This window comes from Leptospira fluminis (genome assembly GCF_004771275.1).
Taxonomy (GTDB): domain Bacteria; phylum Spirochaetota; class Leptospiria; order Leptospirales; family Leptospiraceae; genus Leptospira_B; species Leptospira_B fluminis.
The window spans coordinates 90,730-117,549 of the sequence record NZ_RQEV01000018.1 but is presented as its reverse complement, the minus strand read 5'-3'; the positions used below and the strand labels follow the sequence as shown (position 1 = coordinate 117,549).

At 47.6% G+C, this 26,820-nt stretch carries 24 protein-coding genes; 10 read left to right on the top strand and 14 right to left on the bottom strand.

Annotated elements, in window-relative coordinates; genetic code table 11:
* The first annotated feature begins 2 nt into the window (after positions 1 to 2).
* Together EHO61_RS16965 and EHO61_RS16960 are read left to right on the top strand one after the other, a co-directional pair.
* On the top strand, positions 3 to 1,931 hold the full coding sequence (locus tag EHO61_RS16965; protein ID WP_135814746.1) for an AMP-dependent synthetase/ligase: 1,929 nt from the start codon (positions 3 to 5) through the stop codon (positions 1,929 to 1,931).
* Positions 1,932 to 1,940: 9 nt separating this feature from the next.
* Positions 1,941 to 2,579 (top strand): nucleoside phosphorylase-I family protein, encoded by a 639-nt coding sequence (locus tag EHO61_RS16960; protein WP_135814745.1) that lies wholly within the window; start codon positions 1,941 to 1,943, stop codon positions 2,577 to 2,579.
* On the opposite strand, the gene EHO61_RS16955 is transcribed toward EHO61_RS16960, so the two are convergent.
* Positions 2,573 to 4,342: a patatin-like phospholipase family protein gene (locus tag EHO61_RS16955; protein ID WP_135814744.1), complete on the bottom strand. Its 1,770-nt coding sequence runs from the start codon at positions 4,340 to 4,342 to the stop codon at positions 2,573 to 2,575. The two genes, EHO61_RS16960 and EHO61_RS16955, sit on opposite strands and share 7 nt — an antisense overlap.
* A gap of 135 nt (positions 4,343 to 4,477) precedes the next feature.
* Here EHO61_RS16955 and EHO61_RS16950 point away from each other — a divergent pair, with 135 nt between their 5' ends.
* Both EHO61_RS16950 and EHO61_RS16945 read left to right on the top strand, forming a co-directional pair.
* The gene (locus EHO61_RS16950; protein ID WP_135814743.1) at positions 4,478 to 5,080 is read left to right on the top strand and encodes a DUF4254 domain-containing protein; all 603 of its coding nucleotides are present in this window, start codon (positions 4,478 to 4,480) and stop codon (positions 5,078 to 5,080) included.
* Positions 5,077 to 6,135, top strand: a complete 1,059-nt coding sequence (locus tag EHO61_RS16945; protein WP_135814742.1) for a glycosyltransferase family 9 protein — start codon at positions 5,077 to 5,079, stop codon at positions 6,133 to 6,135. The genes EHO61_RS16950 and EHO61_RS16945 overlap by 4 nt, the downstream gene beginning before the upstream one ends.
* Before the next feature lie 11 nt (positions 6,136 to 6,146).
* Here EHO61_RS16945 and EHO61_RS16940 read toward each other — a convergent pair whose 3' ends face one another.
* Positions 6,147 to 7,445 (bottom strand): glycosyltransferase, encoded by a 1,299-nt coding sequence (locus tag EHO61_RS16940; protein WP_135814741.1) that lies wholly within the window; start codon positions 7,443 to 7,445, stop codon positions 6,147 to 6,149.
* A 130-nt stretch (positions 7,446 to 7,575) separates the two neighbouring features.
* Between EHO61_RS16940 and EHO61_RS16935 the strand changes: the two genes are divergently transcribed.
* Positions 7,576 to 8,919 (top strand): O-antigen ligase family protein, encoded by a 1,344-nt coding sequence (locus EHO61_RS16935; protein ID WP_135814740.1) that lies wholly within the window; start codon positions 7,576 to 7,578, stop codon positions 8,917 to 8,919.
* Here the strand turns inward: EHO61_RS16935 and EHO61_RS16930 are convergent.
* From EHO61_RS16930 to EHO61_RS16890, 9 genes are all read right to left on the bottom strand, one after another.
* Complete coding sequence (locus EHO61_RS16930; RefSeq protein WP_135814739.1) at positions 8,881 to 10,659, bottom strand: phospholipase D-like domain-containing protein; 1,779 nt, start codon at positions 10,657 to 10,659, stop codon at positions 8,881 to 8,883. The genes EHO61_RS16935 and EHO61_RS16930 overlap by 39 nt on opposite strands.
* Complete coding sequence (locus tag EHO61_RS16925; RefSeq protein WP_135814738.1) at positions 10,644 to 12,068, bottom strand: LA_2168 family protein; 1,425 nt, start codon at positions 12,066 to 12,068, stop codon at positions 10,644 to 10,646. The genes EHO61_RS16930 and EHO61_RS16925 overlap by 16 nt, the downstream gene beginning before the upstream one ends.
* Entirely contained in the window at positions 12,065 to 14,260 is a 2,196-nt protein-coding gene (locus EHO61_RS16920) for an LIC11755 family lipoprotein (RefSeq protein WP_135814737.1), read from the bottom strand. Before EHO61_RS16920 ends, EHO61_RS16925 begins: the two co-directional genes overlap by 4 nt.
* Positions 14,261 to 14,326: 66 nt before the next feature.
* Positions 14,327 to 16,174 carry an excinuclease ABC subunit UvrC gene (gene uvrC / locus EHO61_RS16915; protein WP_135814736.1) on the bottom strand — a complete coding sequence of 616 codons (1,848 nt, stop codon included), beginning with the start codon at positions 16,172 to 16,174 and terminating at the stop codon, positions 14,327 to 14,329.
* Between the two features lie 10 nt (positions 16,175 to 16,184).
* Positions 16,185 to 16,631, bottom strand: coding sequence for a peptide chain release factor family protein (locus EHO61_RS16910; protein WP_135814735.1), 447 nt, complete (start codon positions 16,629 to 16,631; stop codon positions 16,185 to 16,187).
* A 3-nt stretch (positions 16,632 to 16,634) separates the two neighbouring features.
* Entirely contained in the window at positions 16,635 to 17,060 is a 426-nt protein-coding gene (locus tag EHO61_RS16905; RefSeq protein ID WP_135766494.1) for an acyl-CoA thioesterase, read from the bottom strand.
* A gap of 2 nt (positions 17,061 to 17,062) precedes the next feature.
* Positions 17,063 to 17,782, bottom strand: a complete 720-nt coding sequence (locus EHO61_RS16900; protein WP_135814734.1) for an endonuclease III domain-containing protein — start codon at positions 17,780 to 17,782, stop codon at positions 17,063 to 17,065.
* Positions 17,733 to 18,014, bottom strand: coding sequence for a 50S ribosomal protein L28 (gene rpmB / locus EHO61_RS16895; RefSeq protein ID WP_135766166.1), 282 nt, complete (start codon positions 18,012 to 18,014; stop codon positions 17,733 to 17,735). Before rpmB ends, EHO61_RS16900 begins: the two co-directional genes overlap by 50 nt.
* A gap of 95 nt (positions 18,015 to 18,109) precedes the next feature.
* The gene (locus tag EHO61_RS16890) at positions 18,110 to 18,886 is read right to left on the bottom strand and encodes an LOG family protein (protein ID WP_135814733.1); all 777 of its coding nucleotides are present in this window, start codon (positions 18,884 to 18,886) and stop codon (positions 18,110 to 18,112) included.
* A gap of 93 nt (positions 18,887 to 18,979) precedes the next feature.
* Between EHO61_RS16890 and EHO61_RS16885 the strand changes: the two genes are divergently transcribed.
* Complete coding sequence (locus EHO61_RS16885; RefSeq protein WP_135814732.1) at positions 18,980 to 20,083, top strand: hypothetical protein; 1,104 nt, start codon at positions 18,980 to 18,982, stop codon at positions 20,081 to 20,083.
* Here EHO61_RS16885 and EHO61_RS16880 read toward each other — a convergent pair.
* Positions 19,981 to 21,117 (bottom strand): pyridoxal phosphate-dependent aminotransferase, encoded by a 1,137-nt coding sequence (locus EHO61_RS16880; protein WP_135814731.1) that lies wholly within the window; start codon positions 21,115 to 21,117, stop codon positions 19,981 to 19,983. The two genes, EHO61_RS16885 and EHO61_RS16880, sit on opposite strands and share 103 nt — an antisense overlap.
* A gap of 21 nt (positions 21,118 to 21,138) precedes the next feature.
* Positions 21,139 to 21,504, bottom strand: coding sequence for a Rossmann-fold NAD(P)-binding domain-containing protein (locus tag EHO61_RS16875; RefSeq protein WP_135814730.1), 366 nt, complete (start codon positions 21,502 to 21,504; stop codon positions 21,139 to 21,141).
* 82 nt (positions 21,505 to 21,586) lie between these two features.
* On the opposite strand from EHO61_RS16875, the gene EHO61_RS16870 reads away from it, so the two are divergent.
* The 4 genes from EHO61_RS16870 to EHO61_RS16855 are packed head-to-tail and all read left to right on the top strand — an operon-like array spanning position 21,587 to position 26,109.
* Positions 21,587 to 23,353 (top strand): phospho-sugar mutase, encoded by a 1,767-nt coding sequence (locus tag EHO61_RS16870; RefSeq protein WP_135814729.1) that lies wholly within the window; start codon positions 21,587 to 21,589, stop codon positions 23,351 to 23,353.
* Entirely contained in the window at positions 23,350 to 24,576 is a 1,227-nt protein-coding gene (locus EHO61_RS16865) for an aspartate aminotransferase family protein (protein ID WP_135766172.1), read from the top strand. The genes EHO61_RS16870 and EHO61_RS16865 overlap by 4 nt, the downstream gene beginning before the upstream one ends.
* Positions 24,577 to 24,594: 18 nt before the next feature.
* Positions 24,595 to 25,671: a 3-isopropylmalate dehydrogenase gene (gene leuB, locus EHO61_RS16860; RefSeq protein ID WP_135766173.1), complete on the top strand. Its 1,077-nt coding sequence runs from the start codon at positions 24,595 to 24,597 to the stop codon at positions 25,669 to 25,671.
* 30 nt (positions 25,672 to 25,701) lie between these two features.
* Positions 25,702 to 26,109 (top strand): response regulator, encoded by a 408-nt coding sequence (locus EHO61_RS16855; RefSeq protein ID WP_135766174.1) that lies wholly within the window; start codon positions 25,702 to 25,704, stop codon positions 26,107 to 26,109.
* A gap of 3 nt (positions 26,110 to 26,112) precedes the next feature.
* Here the strand turns inward: EHO61_RS16855 and pgeF are convergent, their stop codons facing one another.
* A complete protein-coding gene (pgeF, locus tag EHO61_RS16850) occupies positions 26,113 to 26,811 on the bottom strand; it encodes a peptidoglycan editing factor PgeF (RefSeq protein ID WP_135766175.1) in 699 nt (232 codons plus the stop codon).
* Positions 26,812 to 26,820: the final 9 nt, after the last annotated feature.

Genomic DNA, 26,820 nt, shown 5'->3' with positions numbered 1-26,820 from the left:
AAATGGAAAAACTCAGCGTTTATCATCTGGTAAGGGACTCTTGCCACCAATACCAAGATCGTCCTTTCCATTGGATTTGGGACGAAAAGCAGCGTACCTTCGTAGGAATCACATACGGAGACTGGTTCTTGAGTATGGGAAAACTCTCCGCTTACCTTTTCTCCAAAGGATTGAAAAGAGGAGATAAGGTAGGACTCGTCTGCGATAATAGAACGGAATGGTCTCTCTGCTCCTTCGGGATCGTTTGTGCAGGCGGGGTGGATGTTCCGCGAGGAACCGATGCCAGCCCGGAAGACATTACTTATATCCTTGGCCATACCGAGGCCAAAATCGCCTTTTTGGAAAAGAATTCGGTCCTACAAAAACTGCGCTCTAAACCGGAATCTTTTTCCGCTCTGGAAGTATTGGTTCTTATCGAAGAGGAATCCACCTTTGACGGCTTAGCGGAAATCAGGGGGAAGTTTCCGAAATTGGAGATTCTTACGCTAGACAAGGCGCTTTCCTTGGGCGAAGCATTTTTGACCAAGAAAGGAGACGAGATCCTACGCCAAGCGGGAGAAGCCCTGACTCATAAGGATAGTGCGACCATCATTTATACCTCGGGAACGACGGGCGTTCCGAAAGGGGTTGTTTTAAGGCATAGATCCTTTACTTGGAGCGTGCACCAACTCCACCAATTCGTTCCGGTCACTTACCAGGATCGCACGGTGGTTTTTTTACCCCCATGGCATATCGCGGAACGGATCTTAGAGACCGCCCTCGTTTCTTGGGGGGCCTCTATGGCTTGCTCCTCCGTCTCCACCTTACAACGGGATTTCGGGATCGTGCGTCCGACCGTGCTTGTCTCCGTTCCCAGAGTTTGGGAAGCCCTACACAGGAGAATCTGGGACACTGCGAAAAAGGGCCCGGCTTGGAAATTCACCGTTTTCCGTCTAGCGGTTCGTATCGCGGAATTTTACAATTCCGTCTACGATACTCTCACAGGAAATTATTGTGCCAGCGAAGACGAACCCTCCGACGAAAAAGCGAAGGACAAATTCGTTTCCCTTCTATTTTTCGGACCGAGCTATCTTGCCAATCTGCTCGCTCAGAAAATTCTAGAACCGGTCCGGAATTCTTTAGGCGGGAAATTGCGTTTTGCTTTTTGCGGCGCGGGTGCCATGCCGCCCAAGATCCAATTCTTTTTTCGCTCCATCGGAATTCCCATTATAGAGACCTACGGGATGACCGAGACCACCGGAATGGGAGCTATGGGACGGTTTCCGATTCCCAAAACGGGAGCCATCGGTCCCGTATTTCCCGGAGCCCATATCAAATTGGTGGACGAACAGGGAAAAATCGTAACCGAACCCGGGGCAAGGGGGATCGTGTGGCATAAGGGACCTCATGTCACTCCCGGATATTTTAAGGACGAAGAAAAAAATCGAGCCTCTCTCGTGGACGGATGGTTCGATTCCGGAGATCTATTCGTTTGGACCAAAACCGGGGAACTGAGATTTGCAGGAAGAGCCAAGGATACCATCGTGCTCTCCTCGGGCGAAAACGTGGAACCCGAACCGATAGAATCGAAAATCGGAGAGACCGGATTTTCCCAGTTCGCAGTGGTGGCAGGCCAGGATAGAAAATTCCTTACTCTACTCATCGTTCCGGATTTTGAAAAATTACGGGAGAGATTTTTACTGGAAGGAAAGAAATTGCCTTCCTCGGACTCCGAACTGGCAGCCGATCCGCAAGTGCTTCAGTTTTACAAAGATCTAATCAAAAGAACCATTTCGGAAAAGAACGGTTTTAAAAATTTCGAGCGGATTTCGAATTTGGCAGTATTGGACAAGCCGTTTACGAAAGGAGAGGAACTCACGGAGACTATGAAGGTCAAACGAAAAGTCGTTCTGGAGAAGTATTCCGATCTAATCCGCCGTCTATATGAATAGTTGTACTTTATGAATCCCGAATGGAATCTGAAAGACATTCTTTTTTGCGGGGCTTTTTCGGGAGAAATAGACAGGATCTCCGTCCACGCCGGTCTGAAAACCCTGGAAGTAGGCGTGGGAAATTTGAACGCAGCTCTTCGACTCCAGTCCTATTTATTGCAAAATACGGAATCGGTTCCTAAGGCCATTCTTTTTATCGGGTCTGCCGGAGTCTATCCTTGGATTTCTAGGAAGGAATGGGAAGGAAAAATAGGCTTTTCCAGAACGTTTACGAATTATGAAATCGCTTACTTGGACAAAAAAATCCGTATCCCCGAATTTCTCTCTTTAAGACTAGAATGTATTCCGTTTCCATTTCCTCTTCCGAATCTGGAACTTTTCGAATCCGGAACCAACGGAACCGGTTCGGTCACGATCGAGGATCCGAGTCCTCGTGTCCTGGAACGTCTGAAGTCGGAATCGATCGGATTGGAAAATATGGAGGCTTTCGGACTAGCAAAGGTCGCACAGGATTTCCAAATCCCTTTCGCGACCCTATTCTCTTTAACGAATCGTGTCGGTCCGAAAGGAAGCGAAGAATGGAAGAATTCCTGGAGAAAACTTTCCGAACGTTTGCAGGAAAGTCTACTTTCCTCTCTTCCTCAGTGATTTTCCTTTTTACGCTCCGAAGGAAAAAATAACGAGCGAATCTCTTTGGTCGCCGCTTCGGCCTCCAACTCCCCTTTTTTGATGATCTCCTTATAGCGACCGAAATCGGTAAAAGCGAACTCTTCCAGGTGCATATTTACGAAAAGATCCATCTTTTCCTTTCTGAGTTTCGTGATCTCCCGGCCTTCCAATGTGATGGCTCGGGCCATGATTTTAAGAATAGGAGGATAAGATACGTCCTCCCAAAGATTCTTGAAGAAGGATTTTCCCGTCACCTTTCTGTCTTCCAGTAATCTCACGATCGCATCGTCTCGGAGCGGAGAAACGTTGGCGGACAAAATGACGTCTGCACCCTTTTTACGTATCAGATTCTCCGGCACGTTGTTGATTACTCCTCCGTCTATCAACAAATGATCCCCCTTAAACACTGGAGGAAACATTCCGGGCAGACTCATTGCGGAGGCTAACGCTTCCCAGATGGGTCCTTGGTCCATAACGTATTCCTGCCCGCTATGCAAATCCACTGCGGAGGTAGCGAATGGAATCTTTAGATCCTCGATCAACTGGGAACCGAACGCATCCTTCAGCATTCTCACCATTTTCTTTCCCTTAAAGAAAGATATGAGGGGAATCGTCGGATCGAAAGGCTTATCGATTCCTCCGAAGAATTTTCCGATCATCTTGTATATCGAATCGGCGCTTTCTCCTCTGGCGTACAACGCACCGATCACCGCGCCGAAGGAAGAGCCGGAAACGTAATCGAATTGGATCCTCTCCCTCTCCAATACTTTAAGAAGGCCCACGTGTGCGAGAGCTCGCGCTCCTCCCCCTCCCAAAGCCAATCCCCTGGTTTTAGAGACGAGATATCTGGCGAACGTTTCCCCTCTATGGAAGATTCTTTGATTGAGATCCTTGCCCTCAGTATGAGAAATCTTTTCCGAGACCACCAGCTTCGAAGTCCTACCCTCGTAGTTTCGGATCCTCGGACGCCAATAATCCAGGATTTCGTTTTTACTCTTTACGTTCCGCTCGGGGTTGTCCTCCCAAAAAACGATCTGATCGCATTGCTGGACGACTTTGTCCAAGTCCGGAACCAGTCCGTAATTTCTAAAATAGATATGAAGCACCGGGGATTTCTTTCTAAGCTGGGATATCATACGGATCATTTCCGAAACGGATTTTTCCTTAAAAATATCCATCTTGAATAGGGCTACGTTGCCTCCGTGCGATTTTCTCCCGGCGTCGACGATGAGATCCAAATGATGTTTAAAATCCTCGATTTCCTCCAACGGAATATGGCAGACCAATCTCCTGGAAGTCGAAAGCGGTTTGACGGGACCTTCCATCACTTCCCGCATTCTGATTCCCATCAGTCTCATCAGATTTTGGGACAGAATTTTCTCTTTTGCCGCTAAACGAAGAAAGTATTCCCCGTCTAAAACGTACAAAAGAGTGTCCAAAACCGCCTGCGCCGAGCCCGAGTGGACGGATCGGGTCAAAACGCTGTTTTCCGCGAAGATATCCCCTTCCCCCAAATAACGAACCGTTTGTCCGGTTTCTCCCAAGGTGACCATCACTTCCCCGTGTCGGATTAGGTATAATTCCTTGGATATCTCTCCTTTATAATAGATTACGTCGTGATTGTAGACGTTCCGTTCCTCGATATGCTTATAGATTTGCACCAACAGTTTGCGGGGGAGATTTTTAAATAACGAGATGGAGGCAAGAAATTGCAAGGCTTCGGGAGGTACGAACCGGTTCATTTCCGGCAAATCCTAATAGGCACCTTCCGATTTGTAAAGTCTATCTCGTAACGGATTCGAAACGGAATTGAAAAGCGAGGCCGTTTTACGTGGAAATCTCTTGATTTCTGGATTTAAGGGGAAATTCTAGCTCAGATGAAGTTAGATTCGGCTTCCGTGGTCTCGATTTTTCGAAAATCCGTCCAGGATTGGCATACAAACGAGTCTTTATCGGCAAATCCTTATCCTTCTTCCGATTTAGAGCACTTACTTTATAAAAAGAACCAAATCGACACGGTCCAATGGCATGTGGAGGACGAGATCCGGAGACCTGACCTCCCGGATTCCAAGTTGGTCCAATTCAAAAGACAGATCGACTCCCTGAACCAGGAAAGAACCGATCTGGTGGAGTCCATAGACGACCGGATTTCAGCCTTGTTCCAAGGTATTCCGCTCAAACCGGGAGCTCGTATGAACTCGGAGACCCCTGCATGGCTCATTGATCGCATGAGCATTCTGGAACTCAAGATATATCATATGGAAGAGCAAACCCGTCGAAACGACGTATCTTCGGAGCATGTCCAAAAATGTCAGACCAAGTTGGACGTCCTGCTGGAGCAAAGAAAGGATCTTTCCCTCTGCTTGGACCAAATTTTAGAGGATCTGAAAAAAGGGGAAAAGTTTTACAAAGTGTATCGACAGATGAAAATGTACAACGACCAGAATCTCAACCCTTCTCTGTATTCCCATAAAGCATGAATCTTCTCGTCCTTCGATTCTCCGCTATGGGGGATGTCGCCTTGATGGCTCCGGCTTTAATAGCCATCGTATCAAAATATACGAATATACAATTAACCGTCGTTACGAGAGGGAATTACGCTCCTTTTTTCTACAATATCCCGAACGTTCATGTGATAGGGATCAATCTCAAGAAATATAAGGGAATCAAGGGACTTTACCGACTGTTCCGAGAATTGAATAAACTCGGCCCATACGAGAAAATCGTGGACCTTCACTCTAGTCTTCGATCCCGGTTCATCAGTCTTTTTTTCCGATTCAGAGGAGTTCCCGTATTCCAGATCGTTAAGGGAAGAAGGGAAAAGCTTAGGCAGATCAGAAAAAACAGGAAAGTACTGCGGAAACTCCCTCATACCGTGGATCGGTACTTAAAAGTCTTTGAAAAGGCCGGATATCCCGCTTCGGTAAGAAAGGGTCCTTGGATCAATGTGGACCCGGAATCCAAAATCTTCGCAAAGGATTTCTTGAACTCCAGAAAGATAGACAAGAAAGAAGGTCTTTGGGTCGGGTATGCTCCGTTCGCCGGACACAAGTTGAAAGAATGGCCGCACGAGAAAAGTATCGCTCTACTGAAGTTGTTAAAGGAGGAATTTCCGAATATAAGGATATTTTTATTCGGATCCTCTCAGGAAGCTTCTTTGATGGAAGAATGGAGAAATGGCGACCAATCCATGACGATCGTTTCCGGAGGAAAACTAGGGATCCGCGGCGAATTGGGAATCATGGAGCGTATGGACGTAATCATCGGAATGGATTCTTCCAATATCCACATTGCCGCATTGTTAAAACGTCCGGTAGTGGCCTTGTTCGGCACCACCCACCCCTATTCCGGATTTGCACCCTTCGGACAGGAAGACACGGGAGTCCTTCAGATCGAGGACCTTTCCTGCCGCCCGTGTAGCATATACGGAAATACCACCTGCTTCCGAAAGGACTTCGCTTGCATGGAATGGATTACGCCGGAAGACGTGATCAAGCGTATCAACGTTATCATCAACATCAATACGCTCTTCTAAGTCCGGACTTTCTATCCGAAAATCCCGAAAGGATCCAGGGAAAAGATCATATTCAATAAGGACCTACTTTTCTTCTTCCCCTTTTGATCCGCCACAGCTTTGTAGGCCTCTTCCATTCTATCCACACAAGCTCTGATTTCGTGGCTCTGCGCGATCCGAATCGATTCGATGGAAAAACCGGAATATAATTCCGGATCTTTTAGAATCGAGACCGCTTTTTCCGCGATTCCTTTCACGTCGAAAGGCTTGGCGATAAAACCGTTCTTTCCATCGTGAACCAATTCCGGAATCGCAAAAGAATCCACTCCCACTGCAGGAAGGCCGCAAGCGATGGACTCTAGGATCACCAACCCTTGGGTTTCCATTGTGGAGGCGGTTAAAAATAGATCGTAATTCGGATATTCTTCCGGAAGTTTTTCCCTATCGATAAAACCTTTAAAGATGACGGAATCGCCGATTCCCAATTTTTCCGCCTGCAATTTCAGGGAACCCAAGGCAGGCCCGTCTCCGATAATCGTCAGACTCGCGCCGGGAAGCTGTTCTTTGATGATCTTAAAGGCATTGATAATCACATCGCAGTTTTTTTCGTACGAAATCCTACCCACATGTAATAATTTAGGAGAATCGCTTTCCAATTTTTTGGATTGTCCCTTGAACTGGGACAAGTCCAATCCGTTGGAAATCACAGCCACGGGTTTTTTGAGTCCGAATTCCTCTAATTGTTTTTTAATCAGATGGGAAGGAGAGATAATGAGATCGCAGCGATCGTACAGATTGTTCGTGATCTTTAGAATGATTTTTTTGCGGATATTGAATCTGTCGAATTTCTCGAATTTTATCAAATCCTTGATCCGCAGCTTTTTATTTAACTTCCCTACCTTCATGAAAAGTTTATCCAGCTTGAGAAGCCTGTACAGGGAAAGATACATATCCTGCTCGGACATAAGAGTATGATAGGTTCCGATACTAGGAATACCGTACCGTTCGGTCGCGTTGATTCCGTATAGTCCCAAAAGACCTGGAGTATGGATGTGCACCAAATCCGGCTGGAATTCCTTGATGATCCGTTTGATCTTTGCGGGAGAAGGAAGGACCACTTTTATGTCCGGATAACTGGGCAAATATCCGCTGCGAAATCTTTCGATCCGGATCTTTTCTCCCATCTGATCGAAGTCGCCTTCTCCGTACCTTGGGCAGCAGACCACGAACTCATGTCCTCTTTCTGCAAGCAATTCCGCGAAATTTTTCATGGAAATCGCTACTCCGTCGATTTTGGGAAGAAATGTATCCGAAAAATAGAGGATCTTCATTGTAGTCCTGACGGGGAACCAATCTCTTTGCAATCGGGGATTTTTCCACTCCATTCTACTTTATGTCGGGAAAAATAATCGAATTTACAGGGATTCGGGAATTGGCAATCTGTAACGGACGTTTTTTCTCATGAAAGGTTTTTTAAGTAAGGCACATCTATTCTGCCTGCTCGCCACGTTTTTTACGATCGGAATTTCCGTAAGTCTCAGCCAAGCCTTTCTAGTACTTTCCTTCGGCTTCGGGTTTTCGGATACGGTTCGGAATCGGCCGCTTTCCGGATGGTTTCCGCACCACCCGCTTTTCTACGCATCCCTCCTGCTCTTTTTATGGTATTTTTCGGACTTTTTCCTGCATCTGCTTTCGGGCCAAGACTTCGGATATCCGAAAAGAGCCTTCGATAGCGAATTAAAGGACTTCTTCCTGTTTTTCGGCTTTTTAACGGTTTGGTTTTTGCGGGAAGAGGACCTACCAAAGGTCCGGAACGGAATGTTCCTCTTATTTCTAGTTTTGATTGTGACCGGCGTCGCCGGAGGTTTTTCTCCTGTTCGTTTGTCCCGTCTGGTCACCGATCTTTATAGGGATTCCACCGCTTATAAATATACTCATCCTTTAGGGTCGTTCGCAAAGATCCCTATGTACGTTACGATAGGTCTCATGAACACCCATTTGACCTTCGGAGGTTTGCTCCAATTTTTTTCGGGATTTGCCGTATTTCGGTGTCTCAAGGATCTAGAGTATTCCGATAGGAAGCGTCTGTTGCAGAGTGGAATTCTACTTGCGCTTTACGTCTTTGTCCTACTGCTGAACCAGGCCCGCTCCAGCCTGATCGGGGCTTCCGTTTCCATTCTAATCGCGACCATCCACTTGTTCTGGATCCGAAAGGAATTGCCGAATTCTTACCTCGTCAAGGGAGGAATCGCCTTTTTTCTTTTGGCCGCTATTTTAGGCCTGGGTCTCGCGTTGAGTCCAGCGGGGAAAAAAGTCCTCGGTCCGATTTTCGGAAAAGAGAAGCATACCGATTCCGGTAGAACTTTTATCTGGGATTCCACTTTTCCTTTGGTTCAAGAACATCCTTGGATAGGGGTAGGTCCGGGAAATTACAATCGATCCATAGACATCGTTCGAAAAGAGCACTCCGAGAAATATCCGGAACTTTCTTACTTTTACGAAGTTACCCAACGTGGGCACGCTCATAACGATTATTTCCATTTCGCGGCCGTTTTCGGACTTCCCGCCTTGCTTTTGTATTTAGGCATTGCCGGAATTTTCGGATATTCCCTGCTCTCTTCCAAACAACCCTTCGAAAATCTAATTCTGTATTACGGAATCTTCGGATTTTTCGTCTCAGGATTGTTTCAATGTTATTTCCAGGATGACGAAGTGGTCATCCTGTTCTGGCTCATACTCGGTACCTTTGTTAGAATGGAAACTTCGCTATCGGATTCCGGAAACACAAAGACCGTTTCTACTTAAAAACGGTCGGTTGAAATCGGCAAAAAATTTTTCGTCGGAACGCTCGATCCACGGGAGAAATTCGTTGGGAACGGAAGCCGGGCGGGAAATCTCATACGCCGATGCGGCCAGCTCTTCCATCCAGGTCAGTTTAGAAGTTTCCGATTTTGTGCAGAACAGAAGTGCGAAATTTCCGGAATCTAACAGTACGACTGCGTTAGCCGGAATTGAATCGAGCGTCCGAAACGAAGTCCCGTGGGGCAGGACCATGCTCTTGACGGGTAATTTTCCTCTGGAAAGAATCCACGCGGACCTCGGTAAGGAAGGAAGAGAAAGTTTTTTTAGCAAATCTCTGTCGGAATCTTCCCAAGACCAGCTAAAATCGTTTTCCGCAAAAGACCCGGGACGCAAAAACAAGATCGGCTTCGCTAAAAGCGAAAGAAATTCCTCCCCTAAAAGCGAACCGGATTTCGAAAACAAGACATTCCCTGCACGGTCCGAGATCGTAAACGGTAGAAAATCGGAGGACTCGGCTGGAAATTCCGACTTTCCACCGAATAAACGGACGCTGACATCCTCGAAATCCTTCCATTCCTTACAGACTTGTCCGATCTTAAATTTATAATACGGTTTCCATCGAAAAAAACCGCTCCCAAGATCCCCGAAAAGTTCGGCTCCATCCGAGTCGAGAACGCAGATCCGAGTTTGATCCACGCTCCGGAGTCGGACGTCCGTAGATTTTTCGATAGGAAGCAGAGGAAGGCCGAAGTTCCGTATGCGGATCTCCTCTTTTTGAAATTCCGAAACCAAGTGTGGATCTTCCGTCCTAATGAGAATCTCCCGATTGGAATCTCGGGCGCTGACTGAATAATTATAGGATCCGGTAAGAAGTATAGAAGAGTCGATCAACATGGTTTTATGATGCAGCAGCCCGCCTTTTCCGAAACTTGCGTCGTCTAGACGGTCCTCATTTCCGTCTTCCCATACATTTGCGTTCGGTAATCTTGCCAAATGAAACGCTTCCGGATCGGCGGGACGATCGTTAACCATATCCAAACGTCCGCCTCTTCGATCGAATCCCGAAAATTCGGAACTTAAGACGGAGTCGTAATGATCGAAAATCAGAACCTCTATCTTATCTCTAGCCTTTCGGACGGATTCCGTAAGAAGGAATTGGATCAGCTTTCCTTGCCCGGGAGAATTTCTGAATTCCAAAGGGCCCAAGCGTAGTTTCGGAAACGGATATTCTTCCCGTAAAAATGAGAAAAAAGAATCCTTTTCCGAATCCTTCAAAACGAATTCTATGTATCCGTTATGATCCCTTTCCAAACCGTAATGGGTGAAATTTCCGGTTCCGACAAATACCACTTTCTCGTCCACGACGAGCACCTTTGTATGTTGCAATCCCGTTCCTTTCCAATAACGTAAAAAAGGGGAGAAGGAATCAGGATAGGATTTTCCGAATTCTCCTAAAACTTCCGTTCTTACCCCTCTTTTTATCGCAAAGGAAATTTCCGTCTCGATCTCGGAATCCTCGAAAGAATATACGTGAAAATAAACCGATTTCTTAGAATTTCGGATCAACCTTAATATCTCGTCTCTTACCGTTCGCTTTTTTCCAACCGGCGTAAACCTTCCCGGAAAGGAAAAGAACGCCTTTGGAAAATCGCTGTCCAGAAACTCCCCCAAAAAAGCGGGATCGGTTTCGGAATACGCGCATCCGAAGGAAATTAAAGAAACTAGAATTACTTTGGAACGCATGAAAACTCCCAACCGAATTTAAAGAGTAAATACCATTGTTTGATTCCCGTATTACGATCGGATTCGATCCCTCCCAGATCCAATTGAAGGTCCGGAATATTCCCTTCTCTCTTAGCCCATCCGATCGTGAACCCTCCTTCTCTAATAAACGAATTGGAAAAACCTTTCGGAGAAATCGACCATGCTCCGCTCGATGCCCCTCTATCGGATAGAAATTGGATATAGCTGGATCGGACCTCCAAACGCAGGTTTCCGAATTTGAAAGATCCTTGGGTCCCGAAGATTCCTGACGGTCGTTTGCTCGGAATCCAGGTGGAATCCTTTTCCAGCCCTGCGCCCGTAATCCAAGCTCCCGGCACCCAACCCCATACCTGATTTAAGAGAGGATTCGGTAGAGGAGAAGTGCCCATTCCTACGAACCCCAATTCCAGTATCTCTCCGTTTTTACTCCTACGGTCCCCGTTCGGGAGAAAACCGTACAAAGAAACGCACCATCCGATCCCGAAAACACCTGTCTCTATTCGTAGCGCCTCCCCGCTGATCGGAAGGCTCTTTTGCGCTCTCTGGGGATGTGTAGCCGTTTTGTCCAGACCCCGTGACGCCAAGCCTTCCCCTAAAACATAAAAAGATTCCAGGAAATAACCTAGGCCGGCTTTCATATGAGAAAGATAATCCTTATCTCCTAACGAAGAAAAAGCTCTAGCTTCCGATGTTTCTTCTCCGAATCTTCCCCAGTTTCCTAAAGATAAATAACGAATTTGTAAATTATAAAATACTCCCGAATTTTCCTTTCCCCATAATCCTATTCCGGTTCTGTATCTGAGTTTCGTTTGCGAAAGAGACTCGCTACTCTGCGATACTGTTCCTAATTCTTTCCTGGCGGAAGCTGGTAAATACGAATCTTTCCCTTGCCAGATAAGCCATCTGTTCTCCGCCAACGGAAATCCGCGGTAGAAGTCCAGCGCGTCGAAACGGATTCGATAACGTTCGGATCTCTTCGTTTCCACAAAGAAACCTTCTACACCGTCATTCCAATGGAACCAACCTGGAAGAGAATTCGGGTCAGATTTTCTACCGAATCCCCAATAAAGTCCCTTCGAATACAATGCGAGATACGCTTCTTTTCCGGGAAGGATCCTAAGTTTATCTTCTCCAGTAGAGACGGCGTCCAACTCCAGATTTGCCTTCCAGTCTTCTCTTTCGGTACCGGCTCGAAACTGGATCCAGAACGGCAGAGCGATTCCGCCGAACCGTTCTGTCTGGGTCTGATTTTTTTCGAGAGTATTTCTTTTGCCTTGGGTCTTAAATCCGAACGTGCTGATTCTGATCCTGGCTTCGTCCGATACGACTTCGGCGACGAGAATTGATGGGCAGATCAGGTAAAGGAATACTAGGAAGCGGACTTTCATCCGGCCTCGCCGGGAAAGACATTCGGTGCTCCCGGACTGGCATGCGTTCCTTCGCAGGCTTCCGATCTTCCGGGAAAATTAGGCAAATCCGAATCTTTCCAAATTCCGATTCCGCCTTGTTCCGAAAGAAAAAAGGCGGATCTTCTGATTTTTCCTCTAGTGTCGTTTTTTCCAGGACCTGCGGATGTATACCGAAACTCTCCCCAAACCGCTCCACGGATCGGATCTAAAAGACGGAGCACATTCCCGCCCGTTTGTGGAAGAGAAAAGTTCGACTCCGTCCAAGAAACCGAATTCGGAAAGCAGGTCAGTTTTCCGGAGGATAAAAGAGACCAACCTTTCTCCAAAGGGAAAAGAACATTCGAATTTCCTCCTCCACTCGTTTGAATCTGCAATACGGCGGAGGAAATCCCAGGGTCATCCGACCAAACTTCCAAAAAACGGTCGGCGGATATAGGTTCGTTTCCTCTATAAGAACCGGCCCAAGAAACTTCCGAAAGCGCTGCCGATCCGGAAAAGCCGAATTCGGTTTTCCTTCCTGGAAAGAATCGATGGCTAAGATGGAGTCCGTCCGGAGGAAGTTCCGATTTCGGTATGTATACCTTTTCCTCCCTGACCAAAAGGGAAGAGGTCGCAATTCCCGGAATTTCGAGGGCCACGCGATCATACACCAACTCCGGTCCTCTAAACTCCCCGTTCCAAAGATTTTTTTCGTTTCCTGAGATCCTGTTTCTGATCCGTACCGAATCAGTCCCTTTTAAGTTCGAAAGATTTCGGTAAGAAAGCTCAAGTCTCCCGAACAGGAAAGGAAGGGCACCTACGGTCAAAATCGTCCCCGGTGGTTGCAAAATGCCTCGCGCGGAGATCGGTAAATTCGTGGAGCCGAAAGAAAGCTCTAGATCGGAAGGGTCGCATTTCGAAAGGCCCGTATATTCTAAGTCTATAAATTTATAATCCGAACGCAACTTCCCGTCACGATAAGCTCCCAGAAAATTAATTTCCTCTATTCGAAACTCTCTCGCGTCGCAGAGATCGACTTTCCGATCGCCGGAAGCGAATCCTTCGCTCGGTCTTCCCGGATCCATACAATAGGACTCGGGTAAAAAAATCGTTCGCTCCGTGGAGACGCAGTCCGAAAAACCGTTCCTCTTCCAGGAGTACGATTCTTCTCCGAAACGATACCCTCCACCCGGAAGGGCTCGCTCGGAAACGTTTCCTTCTTTTACGAGCTGTAAGGTCCCGCTTCGTTTCAAGTCTCCCCAGCGGATTCCCGTTAAAGGAATTTTTTCCAGAATAGACGATTCTTCCGCATAGACCTTGGATTCGCCGGGAGCGAAAAATCCGACGGAGGTAGGAAGAGAAACCCGATTGCCGAATAGTACGAATTCCAATCCCGATTCGCATATCGGATAGGGATAAGGATTATGAAGTTCGATCCACCTTCCGGATACGGATTCGGTCTCTCCGAAAATCTCGGAAATCTCCGGCAAATCCGCTTTACAATTCGCGAGAATTCTTTCGTTCGTAGAAGCGACGGATCCCAAACGACTCGCCCAGTCGGAATCCAACCCGGGCGGGAGTAGGATCTTAAGAGTAAGATACGTCCCGGAAGACTCGCTTGGAGGAAATACCCATAACCATTCGTTTCCCTCCAAACGGAAAAGACTGAAGCCAGGTTCGTGGAATTTTCTAACGTATCTTCTCCTATCCCAAAACGCGCCGTCCGAGGAATTTTTTTTGAATTCGCCGCTTCCTAAAATTCCGAATCCACTCTTCGAGATCCTCTTTCGGATTTCGTTGATTGGAAGCATTCCTATGCTCGCGGAAACGTTCCGATCTACGGAGTCATAAACCGTCCGTTCCGCGGACATCTCCCGTCGCTTCCACGCTTCGATCGAATTTTCCCAAGTGTTGCTTGCGGACCGATCTTCATCCGACAGACAAAACGTGATCGCAAATCCGGGAACTTCTCCAGATTGCAAACAGGTTTTAGAATCTAAGGGTACGATCCGAACGGATAGGCTTTTCGGGTTTTCTCTCAGCTCCGGATCGTAATCGAAATGGAAAGGATTCTGAACGGGAAGTTCGAACCAAAGCCGTTCCTTTTCGGAGATCTTGCAATAAAGGAAAGGAAGGGCGACGAGCCAGAACCGAAAGGAGCTCGAGAAAATACGGATGATTCTTTTTTGCATTCTTTCCACCTGCTTGGATCGGCAGGTGAGAAGAATGCGATCTTAGGAACGAAAAATTTTAAAAAGTCACTCCGATTCGGTCGGAACGGTTTCCGAATGAAAATGACGGAAAATTTTTTCCGCAAGTGCCTCTCCGATTCCGGGAACCTTCTTCAATTCCTCTACGGTGGCTTCCTCGATTCTTTTTTGCCCCGTAAACGAACGGAGCAATAACTTGCTCCTTTTTAAACCGATATCGGGAACATCTTCGATCAGACTCCGCAGAGCCTCCCGATTCCGTCTGGTGCGATGGTGTTCTACTCCGAATCTATGCGCCTCGTCGCGGACATGACGTAGCAATTTCATTCCCGGAGAATTCATGTCGAAGGTATAGGGTTCGGATTGTCCCGGAAAATAGATTTCCTCCCTCTTTTTAGCGAGACCTACCATAGGAAGATCCGGCACTCCCGCTTCCACCGCAGCCTCGCAAGCTTTGCCTAGTTGCGTCGGGCCTCCGTCGATTACGACGAGATCGGGTAGAATCCCGTCTTCGTTCAGGATTCTCTGGAGACGACGAGAAATCGCTTCGTGCATCATCCCGGGGTCGTTGATCCCTTCGTATCCTCGGATATTGTACTTTCTATATCCTTGCTTAAAGGGTTTTCCTTCCACAAAGATGACCCCGCTGGCGACGGGGAAGGATCCTTGGAAATGGGAAATGTCATAACACTCGATGATATGAGGCGGCTCCTTCAGCTGGAACATCTCTTGGATTTCCTTCAAAGCCGCGGTTTGATCCCGGTATTGCGTCGCAAGTAAACGTTCCGTCAGGCCTAGCTCTGCGTTTTTTTCCGCTATTTTCAAAAGGGATTTCTTTTCACCCGCTTTAGGAAAACGCAATTTAGGGCGAAAGCCGGTCTTTTCCTGCAGAAAATCCAGAACGGTTTCCGCCTCGTCCTTTAGGGCGGAAGGAACGACGATATGCGAAGGGACTAGGGCGGCGCTCATATAATAATCGCGGAAGAAAGAGGAAAGGATCTCGTCTTCCGAGGAGTTCGCCATCCCTTGGATCGGAAAGGATTTCTTGGACTCCAAACGCCCTCCCCGAACTTCCATCAACACGACCTGTCCCTCGTCCTCCTTTTTGGCGAAAGCGATTACGTCTTCGTCTCCGCCGTCCAGACTGACTACCGTTTGCTTTTGGCGGAAGGATTGGAGCTTCAGAAGCATGTCCCTGTAACGACCCGCAATTTCGTATTCCAATTTTGCGGAAAACTCGTCCATCCGTCGGGTAAGTTCGGACACGAGGCCGTCCTTTTTTCCCTCCAAGAATTGGATAACCTGGTCCACCACTAATTTGTATTCCTCTACGGGGATGTTTCCCTGGCAGGGACCGAGACAGCGCTTCATTTGGAAATTCAAGCAGGGTCTGCGGGGCTTGGGCAATGGCAAGACCTGTTTCGTTTTCCGGATGGGAAAGATCCTAAGCACCACGTCCAGCGTTTCTCTGGTCGTCTTTACGTCCGTATAAGGGCCGAAGTAGCGGTCTCCGTTATCTTTCAACTTCCTGGTCACGGATACCATGGGATAAGGCTCTGAAAGGGAAACGCAGATGTACGGATATTTTTTATCGTCCTTTAAACGGACGTTATATCTGGGAGTATGCTTCTTAATCAAAGTGGCTTCCAGGATGAGAGCCTCTTTTTCCGTGGATGTGGCGATCCAATCCAAATCCGCGATTTCGTTCCGAAGAAAGCGGGTCTTTAAATCCGTATGATTTTCTTTCAAATAACTGCGGATCCGCTTATCCAGGTTTTTGGCCTTTCCTACGTAGATGATCTCCCCTTCACCGTTCTTCCAGAGATAGCATCCGGGAGAACCGGTAAGGTTCTTCAATTTTTCCACGATTAGGTTGTGATTTAAGACTTCGGCCATGGATCCTTTCTTATTGGACTTCCCAATCCTCCCCGTACTCCTCTTTCCAGTCCTCTCCCGGATTTTTTTCCCGTCTAAGCGCGCTAGATGCGGATTTGGAAGCCGCCTTCCGCTTTGCTCGCCTGGCTCGGTCCGCCTTCGCTTTTCGAATTTTGGCGTGCTCCGGGTCCTCTATTTTGGCCAAGTTTCTTTTTTCCTCCTCCACTCGTTCGCATAACAAAATTCTGGCTTTGTAACGATTTAACCCTTGCGTTCTATGTACGGAACATTTCACTTCCGTACCCGTGGGTTTATGAAAAAGACGTACGGCTGTGGATACTTTATTAACGTTCTGGCCGCCCTTCCCTCCGCTCCTGACGAAAGCCTCTTCCAGATCGGATTCCGAAATTCCTAATGAATCCATTCTCGCCGAAAGCGCGGCATCCTTTTCCGGGGAAACTGGAAACTTAGAAGACATGTTTCAGTGGGAAAGAAGTTTGTGGGAATCGAATTGGGTAAAGTACGGAAAAGGCTTACCCGAATCGTCCAGACAAACGTAAGTGATCCTGCAATCGATGATTTCGCGGACTTCCTTACGTTTTTGACTTTTGGAAATGGAAGCGTTACGGATCGTAATCGAGCTTTTCCCGATCTTTTCTATCTTGGAAAAAATCTGAATGATATCTCCGGACAAACCGGGACTTTTAAATACCACGTCATCCATGCTGACCGTAACGATATTCGAATAACGGATTTTTTCCATAACATACATGGCACAACCCTCGTCTATCCAGGCCAACATCTGACCTCCGAATAGAAATCCATGCTGGTTTAAATCCCGGGACATCACGATATGTTGTGTGCTGAGTTCCATCCCTTCCAGTTTTTGGTCCAAAAAAACTTCCAAATTCATTTTACACTCCTAGGGTCGGTTTTTCGCCGGACCCGATCGCTGGAAGGACAAATCTCTCCGAGAACGCACTCCTCGCAAAACGTTCGATGCGCTTTGCAGTATCGTCGACCCAAAAAGATAAAATACAAGGAAAGATCCATCCAAAACCGGGCCGGAACGATTTTCATGAGATCCTTTTCCACTTTTACCGGATCCGTTTCCGCAGTCAGTCCTAGTTTCCGAGAAACCCGTTTTACGTGAGTATCCACCACAAACCCTTCCGAAATTCCGTAGAGCTCGTTGAGTACCACATTCGCGGTTTTTCTACCGATTCCCGGAAAACGGATCAGCTCGGAAATGGATTTGGGAAGCACTCCCTTGGTTTCGTTTAGGAGTCGATTGGCAAATCCCAGAATAGACTTTGCCTTATTTTTATAAAAACCCGTCGGGTAGATGATCTCTTCGATACGTTCCGAAGGAGCGTTAGCGATCGATTCTAACGTGGGAAAAGCGGAAAATAACCGAGGAGTTACTTCGTTGACCCTTGCATCCGTGCATTGCGCGGATAGAATCACCGAAATCGCAAATTCGTAATCTTTTTGGTATTCTAACGGAGAACGGACATCCCCGAATTCTCCCTGCAAGAGGGAGTGCATCCGGGAAATATACTGAGGTGTGGGGACAAACTCAGGCTTTGGTTGCCTGTTTTTGGATTCCGACGTGTTTTTTGGGGGCAAGAGCTTGCAGAGAACCGCCGTTATCTTTGATTGCGGCCTTGATTCCTTTTTTACGAAGAGTGCGAAGCGCGCGGGTAGAAATACGTACGGTCACCCAGCGGTTTTCGTCCTCCAAAAAAATCCTCTTTTTGATGAGATTGATTTTCCAAGTTCTACGGGTTTTCAGGTGAGAGTGGGATACGTTGTTCCCGGCTATCGTTCCTTTCCCTGTCACGACACACTTTCTGGCCATATTGCGACCATAATTTTCCGTAAGAGGAAGCTGTCAAGAAAAGGATACAAGTCGATTCATTTTCGTCAACATCCGTACGGAGGAAGCCGGAAAGCTCAATCGTCAAAGGGAACCTTCCGTTTCAGAACTTCCAGCACGTCGGCAGGGTGATCGCAGTACGTGATTAGAGAAACGTCGTCCGGATCGATCAGACCGTATTCCTTCATGGGCTCTATGTGAAACACCTTATCCCAATATTCCCGCCCATACAGAATCACCGGAATTCTTAGGTTGTTTCTGCCGGTTTGGATCAGAGTCAAGGTTTCAAAAAGTTCGTCTACTGTCCCGAATCCTCCCGGAAAGACTACGATTCCCTTGGAAAGGCGAAGGAACCAGAGTTTCCTCATAAAGAAATAATGGAATTCTATACTGATCTTCGGATCCGCAAACGCGTTGATCGTCTGTTCGAAAGGAAGACGGATGTTTAGCCCAAGGCTGGGTCCCCCTCCCTCCATCGCCCCTCGGTTGGCAGCTTCCATAATTCCTGGTCCGCCGCCGGTACATACTGCCATCCTACGGACGTCGGAAGAAATTTCCTTCCCCCAAAGAGTGATAAGTCGAGCAGTCTCCCTCGCTTCTTCATAGTAACGTACAAGCTCCCCCTGTTTTTCATGGAGCTTCAATTCCTTGGGAGTCAGCTTGTTTTTTAGTTTTTCTCGGGCTGAAAATTCCTCTCCGCTTAAGATACGAGCGGATCCGAAAATACAGATCGTATCCTTGATTTTCGCATCGCGAAACAATGCCTGCGGATAATTGATCTCCGCCAAAACGCGGAGATGAAACGCATCCACGGAATGTAAAAATTCCTCATTCTCGAACGCTGCCCTTCCCATAAGCCATCCTTCATTCTATTTCTAGGTATCTTTCGGATCTTCCGTATCGAACTAAAGCTTGCCGGAAAAACGATCTCGGATATCCTTTTCCGCATGAATTCCATTTCCGGCCTGAGCCAGAAATTTCTCTCTAACCTGGAGCGGATCTTCTTTATAATCAAAACCAAATTTCGTGCGGGATCCATCAGACTCCATAAAAAAATCGAAACTTACAGATCCGAGAGCACGATTTCCGAAAATACGGTTCCGATCGGTTCCTCACAAAAATCCGACCGACCCGAGTGGATGGAAAACTCTCCCCCGTTTTCCTATTGGGAAACACAAGAAGAAAAGGTATTTCCGAATGCGAAACGAATCATCAGGACACGGACCGTCCGGAGGGCGGCCCCTTGGTTCTTGAGCAGAATCTTATTCGGCAAAACCAAACCTTCCGATTTGGATCCTATCTCCAGAGCTTTTTCTCCGTCGGGAGAAGAAGCCGAAATTGCAAAACCGCCAAGCCGGAAACGAAAACCTCTTTTCCGAAGCAGACCGTACTTTTGGGAAATTTGGTTTCCCCAGATTTCCACTTTAACCCTCTCTCCACTGGTCGTTTGGGAATGTGAAATTCCACGTTCCACCTTCCAAGATTGCTTGCCCGCGTCCGTTCTTCCTTTCGGCCCCCCCGGAAAATGGAAAGTGAGGATCTATTCGATGAGAGTGCTCAGTCACCAGCTCGGCAATCTGTATGAGGATTTCTTTTCCAGTCCTAATATCGTTCGAAGATCCGAAATATGGGTCTACGGACATCATTCGCAAGAGAACGTAGATCCGGAAGATTTGCGTCTATTTCCCCTAGGAGTATGGATCCATCCGAGCACCTTACGAGAAGAAGATCCGAGACTCCGGATCGGACTTCCGTTTCGCAACGGAGAAACCGATTGGACGATCCAAGGCCAGGTACTCACGATCCGGATCCGGGATCTTTCCTGGAGCTGGAAACCGGCAAGCCAAGGTCCTGAAACCCGCGCCGATCTTTCCGCTCCCCATTTCTTTTTCGGAAAAGAAAACCTCCGTCTCTTGCCGGAATTTCCCCGATCCGGTCTTACCGAAGCTTATTTGTACAAACGCGCGATCGTCTCGGATCCTATGGCACTCCAGCGATCCAATCCATCTCGAAATCTCTCCGGAGTTTCCCCGAAGCCTACTCGGATATAGCCTTCCGTTTCGAAATCCGAGCCCGGGAGGACGAAGATTCCTGCTTGGTTCCAAAGAAGATCCGCGTACGAACCGGAAGAAAGTCTCGGATCCAATTTCGGAAATCCTACGATCCCTCCTTCGGGAGCTCGAAAAAAATCGATCCCTGCCAAATCGGAAACGCTCCCGGAAAAAAGGGTAATATTGGTTTTCAGATTTTTTCGGATCGAAGCCTGCATCGCATTCCTTTTTCTTAACAAAGCCAAGGTCAGAAATTCCGAGATGGGAGAAACCGTGTGAGTGAGATAATCCTTCATGGATCTTGCCTTCGCGATGAAATCTTTCGGACCGACAAGCCAACCGATCCGTAATCCCATCACTCCGAAGCACTTCGTAACGGATCCGGTAACTAGAGACCGCTCCGATAGACCGAATCCTGTCCAACCCAACTCCGAATCTCCGTCCAAAAAGCGATAGTGTTCGTCGAACAAAACCCAAGTTTCTTGGAAGTCTTGCAGGAGTTTTTGCAGAACTTCCCGATCGGTTCTCGTAGTGGACATTCCGGAAGGATTGTGGGGATGGTTGAGTACGACCAACTTCGGTTTCTCCTCGAAGAGGTTCCTCAGATTTTTTTCTCCGAATCCGAATTCTCCCGTCTCCATCCGATCCAGAAGGGAAACCGGATTCAATCTTGCCCCCCGAAAGAGAGGAACTTCATATAATGCTTGGAAGGCGGGCCAAAATAGGGAAAGCATATCCCCTTTTTCCAACAAAAGGGAGAACGCTAAAAACAAGGCTTCCCCCGTACCGGTAGTCACCAAAACTTGATCGGCGGACGCTCCCGGATACAAGGAAGCGATTTCTTCTCTCAAGTCCGGTCGACCGCTGTTGGGGGAGTCCGCAAGGGAAAGCCCGCCTAACTCCCTCAGATCCAATCCTAGATAGGAGGAAAGCTCGGAAAGATTCTGGTTTCGAATTCCGCTCTCTCCCAAATTGCAGAAGGCGGAGGTTCGGAATCTCTCCAACCTATCTTCGATAAAAAAATCCCGGAGCATTTTGCCTTAAGAATCTCCCCTTTAAGAAAGAAGAATGGCAAAGGCCCCGAAAAATGAAAATAAGAAAAGACCGACGATGATCCAACCGAACCAGAGCAAAAAAAGGCGCAGGTCCTTGAGAGCGTACAACAATTGTTCCGGATCCTTCCCCTCCAACGCTAAAGTCCTGCGAAACGAAACGGAGGCGCTGTAGGACAGTATGCCTAGGATAAAAGTCAATACCGCGATACTTGCGGATACGACGACTCTTCCGGAACCTTCCGTAAATAAGGTTCCGAAAGCCAAAGCTCCGGAAAGTAGAAAAAGAACGACCCCTATATTCCTGAGCACTGCGCGGAGAGAATCCAACTCCCTATGTTGCTCTCTCGAAAATTCGGTTGATTCCATACTTATAGAATCGGCCCAAAAAACGGGTTGAACCAGGGGGAAACCAGATTTTTATGAAAATAGACTAGAAAGGATACAATTGATGAATCGTGAAATCGCTTATATCGAAGCCTGGACGGAAGAACCGTTTTCGCCCGCTGCGCGGAAGGAAGCGGTCTCAGTTCTGGAAAAATTCAAAAAGGGAGAAAAGGGACTAGAAATCGAATCCTTTACCGTTCCCTTGGAATTCGGCACAGGCGGAATCCGGGGAAGGATCGGAAACGGAATCGGCCGGATGAACGAGTATACCGTAGGTCGTGCCGCTTTGGGCTTTGCCAGATATCTGGTCAAAAAATCCAAAAAACCGAGTTTGGTCATCGCCTACGATTCGCGTAGAAGATCCCGAGAATTCGCGGAAGTAACTGCGGGAATCGCGGCTTCTTTCGGAATCAAAGTACATCTCTTTCCGGAGGTGGCGCCCACCCCCTTACTTTCTTACGCGGTCCGCTACTATAAGGCTACGGGCGGAGTCGTTTTGACGGCCTCCCATAATCCGCCGGAGTATAACGGGTTCAAAGCCTATCTCTCCAAGGGAGAACAGTTGGTTCCGCCCGACGATAAGAAAATCATAGGTTTAATCGAGGCGATAGAGGACTGGAAAGAAGTAAGGATTCTTTCCGCAAAGGATCCTCAATATAAGAAATTCGTAAAAAAGGTCGAGCCCGCCTGCTTTGCATCCTATCTCAAGGAATTGAAAAAAGCGGGAATCCAATCCGATCTGGTCACCGCAAAAGAAAGGGCCTCTTTGAAATTGGTCTACTCTCCTCTGCACGGTACGGGCGGGAAATACATGAAGGCTTTGTTACATTCCTTCGGATACAAACAAGTGACCCTGGTACCGGAACAAAAAGATCCGGACGGAGAATTTCCGACGGTAAAATATCCGAATCCGGAGGAACCGGAAGCCCTGGAGATGAGCAGGAAATTATCGGAGAAATCGGGGGCCCAGGCTTTCATCGCCACGGATCCCGATGCGGATCGACTGGGAATCGGAGTCCGCAATTCCGCAGGAACCTATACGCTTCTGAACGGAAATCAAATCGGCTCCATCCTTGCCGCCTACCTCTCCGAAAAAGTTTCCTCTAAAAAGAAGAAAGGAAAGAAACCGGTCTTAGTAAAGACGATCGTTACCACCGATTTGCAATCCGAAATCGCGAAAAAAAACAAAATCGCACTGAAGAACGTTCTGACAGGATTCAAATACATAGCGGAAGTGATGGGCAAACTGGACGCAAGCAAGACCCAGTATTTTCTCTTCGGCGGAGAGGAATCCTACGGGTATCTCCCCGTACATTTCGTACGGGATAAGGACAGTCTTTCTTCCGCCCTCCTCTTACTGGAAGTCCTAGCGGAAAAAAAGGATCTGAACGATTATATGGAAGAAATCTATCTGAAATACGGACTCTACCAAGAAAGTTTAAAATCCCTGAATCTGGAAGGACTGGCCGGAAAAAAGAAAATTCAGGATTCCCTTCAGTTATTAAGAGACAGGGATTTGGTCGGAAAGACAATAGGAAAACGTAAGGTTTTGGGTTTGCTGGATTTCAAAAACAAGATCGCTAAAGGTTCCTCATCCAAGTCCGCATTTTCCGGACTCCCTTCTTCCGACGTCATCCAATTGGAATTGGAAGGATCCGCCAAACTTACCCTTCGTCCTTCGGGCACAGAACCGAAAATCAAGATCTACTCCTCGTTTAAGAGTCTGGCCTCTCCGCGGAACAAAAGCGAAATCCCCGGTTTGACGGCGAGTCTCCAGGAGGAATTGAAGCAAACGGAAATCGAATTCTTAAGATTGGCAGGACTTTCATGAAAGAAACGGCGACAGATTTTCAAAAAACCAAGGAATTAAACGACAAGTACGTTCTCGACCTGGTCAACCGGTATCCGATCGCGTTTCGATACGGAGTGAACGAACTACTTTTCGACCAGAACAACAAACAGTACATCGACTTCCTAAGCGGTGTCGCCGTGACCAATCTAGGACATAGCGATCCCGACATCATCGAAGCGATTCGTCTGCAGATCGATAAGCTCATGCATACCTCGAATTGGTTCTATTCGGAGGAAGCGACGAAGTTAGCCGAAATCCTAATCCAAAATTCCTTTCCGGGTAAAGTTTTTCTCTGTAACTCCGGAACGGAGGCAACGGAAGCAGCATTTAAACTTGTACGGGCATACGCGGAACAAAAACATATCGCGGATCCCATCATTATTTCCCTGCAAAAAAGTTTCCATGGTAGATCCGTATCAGGAATCAGTTTAACCGGTCAAAAGAAAATGCACACCGGTTTCGGTCGGCTCCTCGACGGAATCGAATTCGTGAATCCGAACAGCGAGGACGAATTGGTCGCCGCCTTCGAACGGTACGCGGGAAGAGTGGTCGCGTTTATCGCGGAGCCGATCTTGGGAGAAAGCGGTATCATTCCCCTAACCCACGGCTACCTAAACCTCGCCCGGGAACTCACCGCCGAAAACGAAGCGCTATTGGTTCTCGACGAAATCCAAACCGGATTCGGAAGGACCGGAACCTTGTTCGCGTTCGAAACTCTGGGATTCTCCCCGGACGTGATGACCTTAGCGAAAGGACTCGGATCCGGATTTCCGATAGGTGCCATGATCGTCGCCGAAAAATACGAAAGCGTTTTGGCCAAAGGAACCCACGGAACCACGTTCGGCGGCAACCATCTGGGAGCCATGATCGCTTACGAAACGATTCGAATCATCCAGACCAGAGATATTTTATCCAACGTGAATTCCTGCTCGGACATCGCTTTTAGCCGCTTGAGACAATTGCAGCAAAATCTGAAAATCATCAAGGAAGTCCGAGGGAAAGGTCTGCATATCGGGATAGAGGTAAGCGTCCCGGCCCGACCCATAGCGGAAAAATGTCTAGAAAAAGGCCTGATCGTAAACGCTACCGGAGACACCGTGATCAGGATCATGCCCCCGCTTACGATTTCTTCGAAATATCTGAACGACGGCTTGGATATTCTAGAGGGAGTTCTCTCGGAATTTCAAAGAGAACAGAAATAAAAAAGGAAAATAGAAAGAATGAAAAAAGTCGCCGTATTGGCCGGAGACGGAATCGGGCCCGAAGTCATGAAAGTGGCAGTGTCGGTCTTAAAGAAAGCCTTAGCAAAAAAAGAATCGGAATTCGAATTCAATGAAGCCTGGGTAGGCGGAATCGCGATCGATAAAACGGGAGGCCCGCTTCCCCCGGAAACCTTAAAACTTTGCGAAGCATCCGACGCCATCCTATTCGGAAGCGTGGGAGGTCCTAAATGGGAATCTCTTCCTCCGGAAAAACAGCCGGAACGAGGAGCCTTACTTCCGCTACGTAAGCATTTCGATCTATTCGCCAATCTGAGACCTGCAATCATTTACCCCGAATTGAAAAACGCTTCTCCGATCAAAGCGGAGATCATAGGGGAAGGTCTGGACATACTGATCCTACGGGAACTTACTTCGGGAATCTATTTCGGACAACCCAAAGGTCGAGAAGGTTCCGGTGAGGAAGAGTTCGCCTATGACACGATGCGTTATTCCCGTCGTGAGATCGAAAGAGCCGCAAGAGTCGCCTTTGAAGCGGCGCGAAAAAGAAACAATAAAGTCACTAGTATTGATAAAGCGAACGTATTGACAACTTCCGTTTTTTGGAAAGAAGTCGTAATCGATTTGCATAAAAAGGAATTTTCGGACGTCCAACTAGCTCATCTATACGTGGATAACGCAGCGATGCAATTGATCGTAAATCCGAAACAGTTCGACGTGATCCTTTGCGAAAATATGTTTGGAGATATCCTGTCGGACGAGGCATCCATCATTACGGGCTCCATAGGAATGCTTCCCTCGGCTTCGCTCTCCGAAAGCGGATTCGGTCTATACGAACCCTCCGGAGGTTCGGCACCGGACATCGCAGGCAAGGGAATTGCGAACCCGATTGCGCAGATCCTTAGCGCCGCACTGATGCTTCGCTACTCGTTTTCTATGGAGCCGGAAGCGGCTAAAATCGAAAGCGCTGTGCGAAAAGTCATCTCTGAAGGAAAAAGAACCCGCGACATCGCTGAACCGGGAGCGAAAATTCTCGGAACGGAAGAAATCGGAAAAGAAATCGAAAACGCATTGTGAATTTTGCAATTTGTTTAGGACGGTGATAAGATGAAAGGTGGAATCGCCCCTTCCGGCAGACCTTACCAGGTAATCGTAGCGGAAAATTCCAAATTCCAGGCAAAGCAATTGGCTCAGATTCTGGAATCCGAAGGTTATGAAGTCGTTGCCTTCGCGGAAACGGGAAAGGAATTGGTCGACTTATACAAAGAAAACAAAAAGGTCGATCTCATTACTTTGGATCTTCATCTTCCCGTGATGGACGGGTTCGCGGCATTTTACGAAATCAAGGAATTAGGAGTTCTTCCTAGAATCATGGTCGTAACCGACGAAAACACTCCCGCAGTCATCAAGAACCTATCTGATAGCGGCGTAATGGATTATGTGGTCAAACCCATCAAACGGGAAAAGATCCTGGAAAAAGCGAATGCGACCGTCCGCAAGACGATCAAGATCTAGGAATTATTCCAGCCAAATACAATTCAGATTTCTTGCGGTGTCGCCTCTTCTGTGACTGAAATACCTGGAGTTTGCCGTCATCGTGCAGGCTCCGGAGGTTTCCAGAAAGGCTTCTACTCCCAAATTTTTCAGCCGATTCAATAGGAATACTTTCTGTTCCAATAGAAACTTTCCCTCTGTCGGAAGCTGTTTCAAAGCCGTAGGACATTCCTTCCTAAACTGAGACGCCACATCTTCCCCCACCTCGTACTGCTTTCCCGTTGCATAAGGCCCGATATAAAATTGAAGGGATTGGGGATCGAACCCGTATTTTCGGGTAGTCTCTCGGATTGCCGTTTCCGCTACTCCTGCCAAGGTTCCTTTCCAGCCGGAATGTACGATTCCTACCAAGGCCGGATTTCCGTTCCAAAAGAAGACGGGCATACAGTCGGCCGTTTTGATAACCAGCACTTTTCGGGGTTCCGTAGTGTATAAGGCATCTCCCTGCGGAACTGCCCCGGCCTGGATCCGATCCGAATCTACGACGTCGGTTCCATGAACCTGATCTAGAAGAAAAATTCTCTCCTCCGGAATTTCGCTGAAATGAGAAACTCGGGAGCGGATAAATTCGGGATCCGGGGAATAATCGGACAGTTCCCGATTCCCCAAGACGAGAATTCTTAAACTTCGTTTATCTTCCAGATAGAAGCGGTGATCGATCATACTTGACGT